This window comes from Moritella sp. 5 (assembly GCF_018219455.1).
In the GTDB taxonomy this organism is placed as follows: domain Bacteria; phylum Pseudomonadota; class Gammaproteobacteria; order Enterobacterales; family Moritellaceae; genus Moritella.
Window position 1 is genome coordinate 2421248 of sequence record NZ_CP056122.1, and the last position, 13139, is coordinate 2434386.

Genomic DNA, 13139 nt, shown 5'->3' on the forward strand with positions numbered 1-13139 from the left:
GATAAAATGAAATTAGCAGGACTAGTGTTATTAGCTTTAAGTTCAACATCTGTGTATGCCAAGCCGACATTCGATGAATATTTATCGACCTTACGCACTGAATCCGAATTATTAGGGCTCAGTGAACAAACGATTAATGATGCGTTCGGTACTATTAACTATAGAAAAAAAACAATCGTACATGACAAAGCGCAACCGGAACGCCAAAAAATAACACTTGATGCGTATATTCCTAGAGCTGTTCCAGAATGGAAAATAGCGAAAGCGCGTAAATTGTTCCAAGAAAATAAAGAACTATTAGACCGAATTGGAAAAGACTTTGGTGTTCAACCAAGATTCATTGTCGCGCTGTGGGGAGTTGAAACAAACTTCGGTAGTTATACTGGGAACTTCTCTACATTATCTGCACTTGCGACACTTGCCTATGACGGTAGACGTGAAACTTTTTTCAAAAAAGAATTCTTTGCAGCATTAAAAATTATTGATGAAGGCCATATTACACCTGCTGATATGAAAGGATCATGGGCTGGTGCTATGGGGCAAGTTCAATTCATGCCGTCTTCATTTAATGCGTATGCGGTTGATTATAACAAAGACGGAAAAAAGGATATTTGGAACAATACAGCCGATGCGTTGGCTTCTGCTGCAAACTACCTAAAACAAGCAAAGTGGGATGATACTTATACTTGGGGTCGACAGGTATTGTTACCTAATAATTATGATGCACAAGTATCAGGTCTTAAGTTAACAAAGAAATTAAATGAATGGCAGTCACTCGGTATACGGACTTACGAAGGAAACAACCTACCTAAAGTTGATCTTGATGCGTCTCTGATTATGCCTGATGGTGAAAATGGCCGTATCTATTTAGTATATAACAACTATAAAAGCATTATGCGTTGGAATCGTTCTGATTATTTTGCTACTTCTGTTGCACATTTGTCTGATGCAATAAAATTCAAGGATTGAAAATGAGCTACTCCCTTTATCAACATAAGAACATCAGTGATAATACGTTAGACTTACCCGCAGGTAAGGTTGTTTGTATCGGTCGAAATTACCTCGACCACATTCGTGAGCTTGGTAACGAAGTTCCAGAGCAAGCATTATTGTTCATGAAACCCGCTACAGCACTTGTTAGTCTTGATGAGCCATTATTATTACCAGCAGGACTTGGCGAATGTCATAACGAACTTGAAGTCGCTTTATTGATAAGTTCACCAATTCAACGTGGTGATGTTATAAATATCGCAGAAATGATATGGGGAGTAGGGCTTGGTCTTGATTTAACATTAAGGGACTTACAATCAAAGCTCAAAGATAAAGGCCAGCCGTGGGAACGGGCTAAAGCCTTTGATTATTCGTGTCCGATATCAAGATTTATTCCAATTAATGAATTTCATGATTTGAATCAGCTTGAATTTAGTTTAACCGTTAATAATATAACTAGGCAGCAGGGCAATACTGCTAAAATGATGCGTTCAATAGAGTCATTGATCTCTGAAATTACGGACTGTTTTACACTGCTACCCGGTGATATTGTGCTCACAGGTACACCAGCAGGCGTCGGCGTGCTAAATAGCGGAGATAAACTTGCATTAACGCTAGCAAACCGTTATAAGTTCGGCTGCGAGATTATTTAGAGATTAATGAAATGGTAGAAAAATTTTGGCAGACTAAAACACTAGCTAAAATGTCTGATACAGAGTGGGAGTCACTTTGTGATGGTTGCGGAAAATGTTGTTTGCATAAGATTATCGAAGATGAAACGGATGAAATACATTTCACCAATGTTGCTTGTGAGTTATTAAATACCAAATCATGTCGCTGTAAGAAGTACGAGAAACGTTTTAAGTATGTTTCAGATTGTTTTAAGGTGACATTAGATGATATAGATGCATTTCATTGGTTACCTGAAACTTGTGCTTACAAGCGTTTACTTGAAGGGAGTGATATTCCTGAATGGCACCCGCTAATTACAGGTAGTCAATCTGAGATGCATAAATTAGGTTATTCAATTCGTGGTAAAGCCGTTGCTGAATCACAAGCAGGTGACTTAGAAGACCATATCATAACGTTTAAACTGTAATTATTGAGGATAAGATGACCGAATCTATTCATGGTAGAGAAATCGTAGCGCTATTAGCTGCGCAGTCACAGGTAATGAAAAAGGCTGAACTATTAAATCTTATAGGTAAGCAATTTCCTCAAGATTTATTTCACACATGCAAAATAAAAGGCATGGATAAAACACAAATACTAGCAAACATGATGACGAAAGGTCGCATTGTAGAGAGAAACAATGTTTTAGTTGCTGAAACGAGTTGTGGGTGTAAAAACAAATAATGATTCAGGGGCTATTTAGCCTCTGAATATCTCAAAGTCAGAGAAAATATTATCATTTTAAATAATACGGGAAATTGTTTAGACCATCATGCAATAGTGTTTCTATATTCTAAATAAACGCAGACTTTAATTTAACGCTACAACTTAAGTAAAGCTATAACGTTAAATCATTCAAAGTTGAACAGGGTAGTTAATTAAGGGCTTCTAGAAGATCACCAATCTTCTCGATTTGTATTATCTTCGCACCATTATTTTCCATTGATTTGTGGTAATTTGCTTTCGGTATATAGATCACATCAAAACCGTGTTTAATCGCTTCGTTAACGCGCGGAACACCACCATTAATGGGTCTAACTTCACCACTTAACGAAATTTCGCCCATAAAACAGTGTTTACGAGACATTTCTTTATCGTTCAGAGAGCTAATTAATGATGCAGCAATGGCTAAGTCAGCACTTGTATCTGTTTCAGGTAGCTTTAAACCACCAACTAAGTTGACATAAACATCATGGAACAGCTTAATTCGTCCATGTTTACGTAGCACTGCGGTAATCATTTTTAATCGATTAAAACTAAGACCAATACTCACGCGTTGTTGATTTTCTGCCTCACATTCAGAGACTAAACATTGTACTTCAAGTAATAAATTACGATTACCGTCACGAATACAAGTAATTGCAGAGCCTGCTACGTGCTCGTCGGCACCAGATAGGAACAACTTACTTGGATTATCGACAGAGAGCATACCTTTACTGTGCATTTGGAAGATACCGACTTGGTCTACATCACCAAAACGGTTTTTACTTGCACGTATTGTACGAATAATACTGTCGTTAACCTCAATATGGAGCAGGGTATCAACAATATGTTCGAGGGTTTTTGGACCCGCTAAGTCACTGCCTTTGGTTACGTGGCCAATAATGATAAGTGTAATACCATGCTGCTTGGCAAATCGGCTCAGTTCTTGAGCACAGCCTTTAACTTGACTAACAGAGCCGGCACTACCGTTACAGTGTTCACTTTCTAAAGCTTGGATCGAGTCTATAATTAAAAATTTAACTTTAGCCTCTAAAGCCCGCTCCATAATGTTAGACACAATATATTCAGACATCAGTAACAAGTTTTCTTCTACAAAATGAATTTTCAAACGTTCTATGGCGCGACTTTTGAACTGTTCTAAGCTTTCTTCCGCAGTACAGTACATCGAAACCATTTGCTTGCTAAGATTTGCAGAGAGCTGTGTCAATATCGTCGTTTTTCCGGCACCTGGATCACCAGAAATCAGCACAATAGAGCCCACGGTTAGACCGTTACCGAGTACACGGTCTAATTCACCTATCTCTGTATCTATTTTATTTAATGCGACGTGTGATACTTCAGACATCTTTTTAACGGTATTGCCGAGTGTACCGGCATAACCACCTTGAGATGCTATTGCACGTTGTTGACTCGGTAATGTCGCTTCTTTGAATTCAGCTAATGTATTCCATGCTTTACAGGCATTACACTGGCCTTGCCAGCGAGGGAAGTTAGCACCACATTCTGAACAGAGGAAGCTTATTTTTGTTTTGGGAGTTTTGGCCATGATTTAACTATAAAAAAATACTCATGCCATAATAATAGCATGAGTATATGGATGTTTATACAGTTGTTTTCGTTTAATAAAATTACAAACTCTTTTTGGCTGGTAATACCGCGTTTGCTAAAATCATACCCGCAAGGATCGCAATAAAGATCATGAAAACAAAACCACTGTCATTAATATTATTTAATATTTCATGTCCTGAAATATAAGTATTTAATTCCATATAAGTTCTACTACCAGGAACTAACAATACAATACCTTGAATCAAGACTATTGATGCGGGTCTGTTTTTAATTATTGCATATATATTACTAAATAAACCGACGGTGAAAGAACCGACGAAAGTACCTAAAGTGAAGCCTAAGTATTGGGCGGCAAAGGTACTAACAACATAAGCAATAAGACCTGCTGAAATCCCCCAAAGCATGTCAGATTTATGCACATTAAACGCAACGACAAGGCCTGTTGATAGCGCAACTACAGCGATGTAGTTTTTCCAATCGGGTAACGAGTAACTCATATCAAGCATTAGCGGGTCAATTGTCCAAATCAGATTCCCTAACGTGATACCAAGTAAAGCGCCGAAATAGAGTTTAAAAAGCAACATGATGGCATCAACTAGTTTAGAAGTACCAGAAACCAAATCTTTGTTTACGATCTCACTTAGCGCGACAGTAATGGCTAACCCTGGAATGAAAATAATAACAGATGATAATATGACAAATGGAACATTAATATTCACTTCGAGGCTGGCGAAAAAACACGCCAACAGCGCGGAAATAAAAGGTGCGAAGAACTCTACAATTGAAGCAAGTCGTGACGAGTGCGCAGACAGTTTGTATAAAACAAAGACAAGAAAAGAAAAGAAAAATGAGCTTACAATGTCTAAACTTGAATCAGACAGCAGCATTGCAAACGCGCCACCGGTCACACACCAACCAAGCGCTTCAGTTTTTACGCCATAAAAACCAGGTTGTTGCTTCGCTTCAATTAATAAATCGATAGCCTGGTCCAACGTAACTTCTGAATCTACAACTTTTTCGACAATTTCATCAATTGTTGCCAGTTTACCAAGGTCGTTACCCGCCGGTTTAACGCGTGCAATATGCGTATGCTGATCGTCTGGGTTACTTGAAAATATGAATGTAAACGCTGTCGGAGTGACAAGAAAACTTGCTTCGATATTCCAGAACTTAGCTAAATTTATTAAATGATTTTCAATTCGATAACTTGTTGCACCACAACGATGTAAGGCGAGCCCGAGTTTAATAATAAAATTTATTTGAAGCTTATATGTCTGACTGTGCATAGTTATATTCTGGGAGATGCAAAAAGAGCTATATTTTAGTTCCATTTAAGTTAATTTGTTAGCTTAAATGTTGGTTATTTTCAATTTAATCGAAAATTGTAGGTGACTTGTTAAATTAAAAGTTGTTTGTAGTGTGTGAGACCACTTAAGTAACTTAAATTTTGGAATGTAACTTCTAATTTCCCTCGATAATATATAAATCATAAAATTTATATTGTATTAGCGGCTTCAAAAAGGGTTTCTTATGTCGAAAGTAATTACTGCAGCAAAACAAGTATGGTCTGCAAAAGATCAAATTACACGTAATATTTGGTTAGCAGGTTTAGGTGCCTATGATAAAGGTTATGAATCAGCATCAAACACGGTAACGAAAAGCCAATCAATCTTCGATGAATTAGTTGAGCGAGGCCGTAAGTTAGAAGCAGACACAACACAAACTCTTACGTCTCAAAAAAATAAATTAACATCAGCAAGTCAATGTGCGACAGATGCGTTACAAGATAAAGTACATAAGGCCGTCACGACGTTAACGCATATTGATGTTAATACATTCGATAACATTATTGATAAAATTGATCAAATCGAAAAGGCACTTTCAGAAGCTAAAACACAGCAAAATAAAGACGTAATCGTCGAAGTTGAAGCGATTAAAGACGTTGTTGAAAAAGTAGAGATTGCTGTAACGGGAAAAGTGGCGAGTGTGGCAGCCCAAGTAACCGCTGCAGTGGAAACTGTCGCCGACGTTATTGCGCCAGCAACAACCAATCCAGTAGTTGTACAGGCAAGTGAAAGCGTTTCAAGTGTTGTCGCTCAAGTGACCACGGCGGTTGAAACTGTTGCTGATGTTATTGCGCCTACAGCAGTTAATCCAGTTGTAAAAGAAGCTGTTGCAACAGTTAAGCAATCGGTTAAGCAAACGTCAAAAAAAGTACCAAACAAACGAGTTAAAAAAGCAGTCGCGAAAAAAAAATAATAATGTAGTGTAACTTATTGTGGTGGTTGGTAGGACTGCCACAATAAGATTTTATTATTTCAAGTATGCCAACCTCTGTAATCATATAGCTCCCTTATTTATATAATCCTTCCATATAGTTAGCGCCGATTTTGTCGTTTAATAACATCCTAATAATCTAACTTTAATACGTATCACATAACACAAATAAATTACCTAAAATAGGTATTTCATCGTGCGGAAAAGACACAATAATGATATGGTTAATATAAGATTTATTACAAAGAGAAGTTAAATGTTCGACTACTATAACAACATAGTAATCCTTACAGGTTCAGGTATTTCTGCTGAATCAGGTATTGAAACATTCCGTGCAAGTGATGGATTATGGGCTAAACATCACATAGATGATATTGCCACTCTAGATGGTTATCGTCGAGATCCAGAGTTAGTTTATAGTTTTTATAATCAACGATTTAACCAATTATCTTTGCCTAGTATTCAACCTAATGACGCACATATAGCATTAGCTGAGCTACAAAAAAACTATTCTGGTAACGTTAGTATTATCACGCAAAATATAGATAATTTACACGAGCGTGGTGGTGCGGAGAATGTTATTCATATGCATGGCGAGTTAATTAAAGCACGTTGTGAAAAGACGCATAAATTATTCCCCTACAAGCAATTAAATAAGACACTAAAATGCCGATGTTGCAAAGAAGCCGGTAACCTTCGCCCACATGTTGTCTGGTTTAATGAAATTCCTTTATCTATGAATGATATTTATAAAACATTAAGCACTGTAGATCTCTTTATTGCTATCGGTACATCAGGCTCGGTTTACCCTGCGGCTGATTTTGTTAATGAAGCACATAAAGCGTGTGCGCATACCATCGAAATAAATTTAGACTCTACGCATATCTCGGATAACTTTCAAGAACACCGAATCGGTAAAGCAACGGATGAAGTGAGAGAGTTGGTTGATGAATTAATGGCGAGAGATAAGCAATTCTTTTAAAGAATCAATTAGAATTGAACGCGATAAAAAGGTGCATACATGATGCACCTTTTTATTATCACTTCTAAGCTGCGTTTAACCTTACAGGTTTTGCGCTTTTAGTTTTTCGTAATAGCGTTCGTAAATGATATTTGCTTCACCAACATCTGAGTGGAACTCACCGTTTTCAATTGTTTCTGCATCAGGGAATACAATCTTGTTTTCAGTAAACTCTTTAGGTAATAATTTTTTAGCTGCCTTGTTAGGCGTTGGGTAACCAATCTCTAAAGCAACTTCAGCAGCAACTTCTGGGCGTAGTAAGAAGTCGATAAGCTTGTGTACGGCATCAACGTTCTTGGCATTCTTAGGAATTGCTAAGCTATCCATCCAAAATACAGCGCCTTCTTTTGGATATACCATCGTAATATCACTATCTTCTTGTTGGGCCATGTACGTGCTGCCGTTCCAAATCATACCAAACTCTACTTCGCCTGCTATATAAGGGTTAGCTGGTGTGTCAGAGTTAAATACAAGCACGTTAGGCATTAGTTTTTTCAATAATTCATATGCTTGTGCTAATTCTTCTTTGTCTTGTGTATTAGCTGAGTGACCTTGTATTTTTAATGCCATGTGGAAAATTTCACGAGCATCGTCAGTCAATAGTAACTGACCTTTCCATTTCGGGTCCCACAAGTCTTCCCAGCTTGTTATTGACGATAATTCAATATTTGCAGTGTTGACACCAATACCCGTTGCACCCCAGATATATGGAATACTATAACGGTTACCTAAATCATATTCTTTGTTTAACAAAGACGGTTCTAGGTTACCAAAATTAGTTAGCTTCTTATGATCTATTTCTTGAAGCATACCTTCTTTCTTCATTTTACTAATGAAGTAAGTTGACGGTACAACAAGATCATAACCGTTCTTATCATACGTTTTTAATTTGGCGTACATTGACTCGTTAGATTCATACGTTGAATAAACGACTTTAATACCTGTTTCTTCAGTGAAACGAGCTAACAAACCTGGCGGAATATATTCAGACCAGTTATAAAAATTAATGGTTGTTGCGTAAGCTGAGCTACTAAAAAGTAGGGCAGTGGCAATACACTTTATGGTTGATTTAAACATAGTAATTTGACATCTTCTTTTATTGAATAGTAAACAATTGCAGCATAAGGCTGCATAACAAGTAAAAGTAGATTCTAGAGAATCTACTTTTCACCTTTATTAATAAGGGCTGCGGCAATAACAAACGAAATCGATATTAAAATCATAACTGTCGCCAATGCATTAACCTCGGGCGAAACGCCCACTTTAACCATCGAATATATCTTCAATGGGAGTACTTCAAAACTAGGGCCTGTCACGAACGAGCTCACAATTACATCATCAAGCGATAAGGTAAATGATAATAGCCAACTCGCAATAATGGCGGGCTTAGCAATGGGTAAAATAATGCGTTTAAAGATGGTTGCTTCGCTTGCGCCTAAATCTTTACCGGCTTCTAATATCGCGTTATCAAAATTACTTAAACGACTGTAAACCGTGATGACAACAAACGGGATGCAAAAGGTTATGTGAGCGATAAGTAAGGTCACAAAGCCAAGATCTAAACCAAGTATAATAAATAAAGATAATAATGAAATCGCCATCACAATATCGGGAGACATCATCACAACAAAGAGTAGCCCAGATATAAACTTTTTACCTTTAAACTTATGCTTAAATAAAGCGACGGCGCCCAATGTACCTATAACGACGGCAATTGATGATGCAAAAACAGCAATTGTTATCGAGTTAAATGCGGCTTGGAGTAATGTATCGTTACTCCAAAGTAGTTCATACCACTTTGTTGTCAATCCTTTCCACTTTAAGCCGTATTTAGAGGCATTAAACGAATTTCCGATTAAAATAAAGATGGGTGTATACAAGTATATATATACTAATAGCAACAAGACTTTGGATATATGACGTTTAAGCATTGTTACCTCTGTTTTTAATCGATTTACCTACCTTATAATAGAAAAACAGTAAGCCCGCCATGAACACTGTTAAAGTGATACTTGCGGCAGAACCAAACGGCCAATCTCGAATATTCAAAAATTGTGTTTTGATTGTATTACCAATCAGTAAGTTTTTAGCTCCCCCGACCAGGTCTGCAATATAAAACATCCCCATAGCAGGTAAAAATACTAATAACATACCTGCGATAATCCCCGGCATCGTCAAAGGTAATTCAACTTTTAAAAAAGTAGTAAACTTAGAAGCACCAAGATCTTTCGCAGCTTCAATCAAGCTTTTATCTATTTTTTCAATACTCGAATACAATGGTAAAATCATAAATGGCAGTAATATATAGACCAAAGCAAAAATGACGGCAAATTCGGTGTACATCAGCTTTAACGGCTTATCAATGATATGTAAATTGAGTAATAAAGCGTTAAGTAGACCCTTTTTAGCTAATAAGATCTTAATTCCGTATGTTCTAATTAATGAATTTGTCCAAAACGGGACAATAATTAGGAATAACAACACAGGTCGTACTTTTTTAGGTAACAGGGCTATCGTATAAGCAAAAGGGTAGCCAATAATTAAGCAGACAAATGTTGCTATACTCGCCATATATACTGAATGACTTAATACCTTGAAGTACAAGGGATCAAATAAACGCACATAGTTGTCTAACGTAAAAGTTAAGCTTATTAAGTTTGCATCATCACGTGTTAAAAAACTGGTGACGATAATCATCAAATTAGGTACTAAAACGAAGACACTTAGCCAAACAAGTAACAGTCCAATAGAGAAACGCTTAAAAAGCGACGAATTAATCATTTGTTAAGATAACCTCCCAGCTTTCTACCCATGAAACAGCCACTTTTTGTCCGAGGCTATGGTCAAAATCGGGATCATCTTCATCAAAGAATTCACTGATTTGTACTCTTTCACCTGAATCTAAGCGGATAACCGAATCTAGCGTCATCCCTTTGTAATTCCGTTCGATAATATGCCCAGTAATCTGTGCTGACGTAGCTTTAGCGTCTATTTCTTTAATTCTTAAATCTTCTGGTCGTAATAAAATATTGATTTGCTGATCGAGTTCTAATGATAGTGCTGTTGAAATCGTATACTGACAGCCATGTACACTGGCAATGTATTTATCTTCACCTAAGCATGATTCAATAGCACCAGGGAAGATATTAATTTCACCAATAAACTTAGCCACGAATAAGTTTATTGGCGTTTCATATATTTCTCGAGGTGTACCTATCTGTTCAACATTCCCGTTGTTCATTACAATAATACGATCAGACATTGTTAATGCTTCTTCTTGATCGTGCGTAACGAATATAAAGGTAATGTTTAACTTTCGTTGCAACATTTTAAGCTCGTTCTGCATTTCCTTACGCAGCTTATAATCTAATGCGCTTAACGATTCATCCAATAGCAGTACTTTTGGCTGGTTAATTACAGCGCGTGCAATTGCAACACGTTGCTGTTGACCACCTGAAAGTTGGGCTGGCTTGCGATCTTTAAAATCAGTTAACTTAACGATAGCGAGAATATCTTCAACACGTTGTTTGATTTCTGATTCCGCAATTTTTTTCATACGCAAACCAAAGGCTATATTTTCAAACACCGTCATGTGAGGGAACAGAGCATAGCCTTGAAAAACGGTATTGGTATTACGCTTTTCTGCCGGGACATCTGTGATACATGTATTTTCAAGGTATACATCACCGCTATCAAGCGTTTCTAATCCAGCAAGCACACGCAATGCAGTTGTTTTGCCACAGCCAGAAGGGCCTAAAATTGTGACAAATTCACCATCATAAATATCTAATGTTAAATCATTAATAATAAGTTTGTTATCAAATGACTTTTTTGCGTTAGCAAGTCTAATGATTGAGTTTTGATTTTTATTAAGCATCAATAAACCTAAATGATAAGAGGCCCATCTAATCGAATAAGATGAACAATTTGCGTGAATTCTAATGCTATAGTTCACAGAAATGAAGCATAAATTTGAACTTCAATAAAAATAATGCATTTAAAACATATTCAGGTCATTTTTAAAACTTTAAAAGTAATAAAGTCGGAATATGTGCTCTAATTTATGACTTATTTTAGGTATAATCAGCGAGAGAATAATACCCCCTTACTTTTACTTACTTATTTATTAAGGAACCAGATCATGTTTAATAACCATTTCATCAAAGTGGTGCTTCTTTCAAGTCTCCTTGTCCCTTCTTTAAGCGCCCAAGAATTAGTCGTTGGTTATGATGGTTTTTATAACAGAATAAAAAATAGTAAAAAAGAACAGTACGTTAATACAAAGATTGGTGTTTTCCTTAATAATAGTCAGACAGGTAAACATTGCCAGATCGAAAATGCATTTATTAATTTCGAAGGCGCGATCACTGATGTTAAAATTGGAGCTGACTCTGAGTTACTGCTTCCTTACGATAAAGATTTACGTGATAATAAAGCAAAACTGCACGTGAATGTGACCGATACCGCGTCATGTGACCTTGCGTTTCAAATTATGGCTGCAGACAATAACAGTGTTGAATATTCAACTTTATCTTTAGTGAAGCAAATTGAAGAGTTTGATCTATTTTTAGGTAATATGGCGGGTTACTTTGGCCGGATGAATTTACCTGCAACTGTAGGCGTACAATTTATTTTTGATGAACCTGTTGACGCTTATACCACCAGCGGAGATTTATTTAAAAGTGGTCAACAAATTTCGTTATCTCAGGATGAAATTATTCGTGATAAAATTGCGGGAATAAAATTCAGTAAACAACCACTACGTATCATTCCGCTAACTGAAATTTGATTTACTCTGAATTAGGTAAAGTTCAAAATTTAGTAAAAAAAAGCACTGCGATAATGCAGTGCTTTTTTATTTCTAAAATTCGAAACGTTTATAATTCAACAACAGTAATAGCGTCGTTTGGATCAAAATTTTCTACACCTGTTTTAGATTTTTCAACAGGAACCATTTCAATTTCATTATCAAACGCTGTATCGAGTTCAGTTAACTCATCAGCGCGCTCTAAATCCATATTCACAAAATCAAACGCGTTGGTGTCTGCAAGGTGGCTTGGCACTATGTTACGAATAGCATTAAAGCAATTATTCACACGACCAGGGTTTGCTTCATCCCACTGTGCTAGCATTGCCTTAACCGCTTGGCGTTGTAAATTTTCTTGTGAACCACATAGGTTACAAGGGATAATAGGGAATTCTTTAAAGGCTGAGTAAGCTTTAATATCTGCTTCGCGGCAATATGCAAGTGGGCGAATAACAATATTACGCTTATCGTCAGAAATTAGTTTTGGTGGCATTGTTTTCATTTTGGCACCATGAAACATATTCAAGAATAATGTTTCAACGATATCATCAGCATGATGGCCAAGTGCAAGTTTGGTCGCACGAAGCTCTACCGCTGCATTATACAGAATACCACGACGTAAACGAGAACAAAGGCTACACGTTGTTTTACCTTCTGGAATTTTATCTTTAACGATACTGTAAGTATCTTTCTGAACAATTTTGTATTCAATTCCAAGATTTTCAAGGTAGCGGGGAAGAATATCTTCAGGGAAGCCCGGTTGTTTTTGATCTAAGTTAACCGCAATAATATCGAAACTAATCGGTGCAGCTGCTTGTAATTGAATTAAAATATCAAGCATTGTAAAACTATCAGCACCACCAGACAAACAAACCATGACTCTGTCACCATCTTCAATCATATTATAATCTACGATTGCTTTACCTGTTTCATGGCGCAGTTTTTTTTGCAGTTTAGCAAATTGCTTTTTTTCTAAAGCGGTAAGGTTTTCTGGATTCATTGGGTCACTCAGGATAAATATTGCTGTAAGCAGCGCAGTATACCCAAGCAAGCTGGAAAAGCAAGTTCCAGAGCAAGGGC

General features: G+C 36.8%; 14 protein-coding genes. 7 read left to right on the top strand and 7 right to left on the bottom strand.

The window, feature by feature from the left end; genetic code table 11:
- The first annotated feature begins 6 nt into the window (after window positions 1-6).
- The 4 genes from HWV01_RS10895 to HWV01_RS10910 are packed head-to-tail and all read left to right on the top strand — an operon-like array spanning window position 7 to window position 2346.
- Entirely contained in the window at window positions 7-969 is a 963-nt protein-coding gene (locus HWV01_RS10895; protein ID WP_211675482.1) for a lytic transglycosylase domain-containing protein, read from the top strand.
- Between the two features lie 2 nt (window positions 970-971).
- Window positions 972-1643 (top strand): fumarylacetoacetate hydrolase family protein, encoded by a 672-nt coding sequence (locus HWV01_RS10900; protein ID WP_211675484.1) that lies wholly within the window; start codon window positions 972-974, stop codon window positions 1641-1643.
- A gap of 11 nt (window positions 1644-1654) precedes the next feature.
- Window positions 1655-2089: a YcgN family cysteine cluster protein gene (locus tag HWV01_RS10905; RefSeq protein WP_211675486.1), complete on the top strand. Its 435-nt coding sequence runs from the start codon at window positions 1655-1657 to the stop codon at window positions 2087-2089.
- Window positions 2090-2103: 14 nt separating this feature from the next.
- On the top strand, window positions 2104-2346 hold the full coding sequence (locus tag HWV01_RS10910) for a DUF2492 family protein (protein WP_211675487.1): 243 nt from the start codon (window positions 2104-2106) through the stop codon (window positions 2344-2346).
- Window positions 2347-2536: 190 nt separating this feature from the next.
- Here the strand turns inward: HWV01_RS10910 and radA are convergent, their stop codons facing one another.
- Both radA and HWV01_RS10920 read right to left on the bottom strand, forming a co-directional pair.
- The gene (radA, locus tag HWV01_RS10915) at window positions 2537-3931 is read right to left on the bottom strand and encodes a DNA repair protein RadA (RefSeq protein WP_211675489.1); all 1395 of its coding nucleotides are present in this window, start codon (window positions 3929-3931) and stop codon (window positions 2537-2539) included.
- Window positions 3932-4013: 82 nt separating this feature from the next.
- On the bottom strand, window positions 4014-5240 hold the full coding sequence (locus HWV01_RS10920; protein ID WP_211675491.1) for a threonine/serine exporter ThrE family protein: 1227 nt from the start codon (window positions 5238-5240) through the stop codon (window positions 4014-4016).
- A 244-nt stretch (window positions 5241-5484) separates the two neighbouring features.
- Here HWV01_RS10920 and HWV01_RS10925 point away from each other — a divergent pair, with 244 nt between their 5' ends.
- Window positions 5485-6213 carry a phasin family protein gene (locus HWV01_RS10925; RefSeq protein WP_211675492.1) on the top strand — a complete coding sequence of 243 codons (729 nt, stop codon included), beginning with the start codon at window positions 5485-5487 and terminating at the stop codon, window positions 6211-6213.
- Between the two features lie 274 nt (window positions 6214-6487).
- Complete coding sequence (gene cobB, locus HWV01_RS10930; RefSeq protein WP_211675494.1) at window positions 6488-7213, top strand: Sir2 family NAD+-dependent deacetylase; 726 nt, start codon at window positions 6488-6490, stop codon at window positions 7211-7213.
- Between the two features lie 81 nt (window positions 7214-7294).
- On the opposite strand, the gene HWV01_RS10935 is transcribed toward cobB, so the two are convergent.
- The 4 genes from HWV01_RS10935 to potA all read right to left on the bottom strand — a co-directional run bounded on the left by HWV01_RS10935 (window position 7295) and on the right by potA (window position 11129).
- Complete coding sequence (locus HWV01_RS10935; RefSeq protein WP_211675496.1) at window positions 7295-8329, bottom strand: extracellular solute-binding protein; 1035 nt, start codon at window positions 8327-8329, stop codon at window positions 7295-7297.
- Between the two features lie 83 nt (window positions 8330-8412).
- Window positions 8413-9183 (bottom strand): spermidine/putrescine ABC transporter permease PotC, encoded by a 771-nt coding sequence (gene potC / locus HWV01_RS10940; RefSeq protein ID WP_211675498.1) that lies wholly within the window; start codon window positions 9181-9183, stop codon window positions 8413-8415.
- Window positions 9176-10033: a spermidine/putrescine ABC transporter permease PotB gene (gene potB / locus HWV01_RS10945; RefSeq protein WP_211675500.1), complete on the bottom strand. Its 858-nt coding sequence runs from the start codon at window positions 10031-10033 to the stop codon at window positions 9176-9178. The genes potC and potB overlap by 8 nt, the downstream gene beginning before the upstream one ends.
- Window positions 10026-11129 carry a spermidine/putrescine ABC transporter ATP-binding protein PotA gene (gene potA / locus HWV01_RS10950; protein ID WP_211675502.1) on the bottom strand — a complete coding sequence of 368 codons (1104 nt, stop codon included), beginning with the start codon at window positions 11127-11129 and terminating at the stop codon, window positions 10026-10028. The genes potB and potA overlap by 8 nt, the downstream gene beginning before the upstream one ends.
- 264 nt (window positions 11130-11393) lie before the next feature.
- Here potA and HWV01_RS10955 point away from each other — a divergent pair, with 264 nt between their 5' ends.
- Window positions 11394-12041 (top strand): DUF2987 domain-containing protein, encoded by a 648-nt coding sequence (locus HWV01_RS10955; RefSeq protein ID WP_211675504.1) that lies wholly within the window; start codon window positions 11394-11396, stop codon window positions 12039-12041.
- 88 nt (window positions 12042-12129) lie between these two features.
- On the opposite strand, the gene ttcA is transcribed toward HWV01_RS10955, so the two are convergent.
- Window positions 12130-13059 carry a tRNA 2-thiocytidine(32) synthetase TtcA gene (gene ttcA, locus HWV01_RS10960; protein WP_211675506.1) on the bottom strand — a complete coding sequence of 310 codons (930 nt, stop codon included), beginning with the start codon at window positions 13057-13059 and terminating at the stop codon, window positions 12130-12132.
- Window positions 13060-13139: the final 80 nt, after the last annotated feature.

What these genes read in the sequence shown, in the direction of transcription:
- cobB (WP_211675494.1), top strand. Translation starts at nt 6,488, where the DNA reads ATGTTCGACTACTATAACAACATAGTAATCCTTACAGGTTCAGGTATT.
- ttcA (WP_211675506.1), bottom strand. Translation starts at nt 13,059, where the DNA reads ATGAATCCAGAAAACCTTACCGCTTTAGAAAAAAAGCAATTTGCTAAA.
- HWV01_RS10895 (WP_211675482.1), top strand. Translation starts at nt 7, where the DNA reads ATGAAATTAGCAGGACTAGTGTTATTAGCTTTAAGTTCAACATCTGTG.
- HWV01_RS10935 (WP_211675496.1), bottom strand. Translation starts at nt 8,329, where the DNA reads ATGTTTAAATCAACCATAAAGTGTATTGCCACTGCCCTACTTTTTAGT.
- HWV01_RS10905 (WP_211675486.1), top strand. Translation starts at nt 1,655, where the DNA reads ATGGTAGAAAAATTTTGGCAGACTAAAACACTAGCTAAAATGTCTGAT.
- potC (WP_211675498.1), bottom strand. Translation starts at nt 9,183, where the DNA reads ATGCTTAAACGTCATATATCCAAAGTCTTGTTGCTATTAGTATATATA.
- radA (WP_211675489.1), bottom strand. Translation starts at nt 3,931, where the DNA reads ATGGCCAAAACTCCCAAAACAAAAATAAGCTTCCTCTGTTCAGAATGT.
- potA (WP_211675502.1), bottom strand. Translation starts at nt 11,129, where the DNA reads ATGCTTAATAAAAATCAAAACTCAATCATTAGACTTGCTAACGCAAAA.
- HWV01_RS10925 (WP_211675492.1), top strand. Translation starts at nt 5,485, where the DNA reads ATGTCGAAAGTAATTACTGCAGCAAAACAAGTATGGTCTGCAAAAGAT.
- HWV01_RS10900 (WP_211675484.1), top strand. Translation starts at nt 972, where the DNA reads ATGAGCTACTCCCTTTATCAACATAAGAACATCAGTGATAATACGTTA.
- potB (WP_211675500.1), bottom strand. Translation starts at nt 10,033, where the DNA reads ATGATTAATTCGTCGCTTTTTAAGCGTTTCTCTATTGGACTGTTACTT.
- HWV01_RS10910 (WP_211675487.1), top strand. Translation starts at nt 2,104, where the DNA reads ATGACCGAATCTATTCATGGTAGAGAAATCGTAGCGCTATTAGCTGCG.
- HWV01_RS10920 (WP_211675491.1), bottom strand. Translation starts at nt 5,240, where the DNA reads ATGCACAGTCAGACATATAAGCTTCAAATAAATTTTATTATTAAACTC.
- HWV01_RS10955 (WP_211675504.1), top strand. Translation starts at nt 11,394, where the DNA reads ATGTTTAATAACCATTTCATCAAAGTGGTGCTTCTTTCAAGTCTCCTT.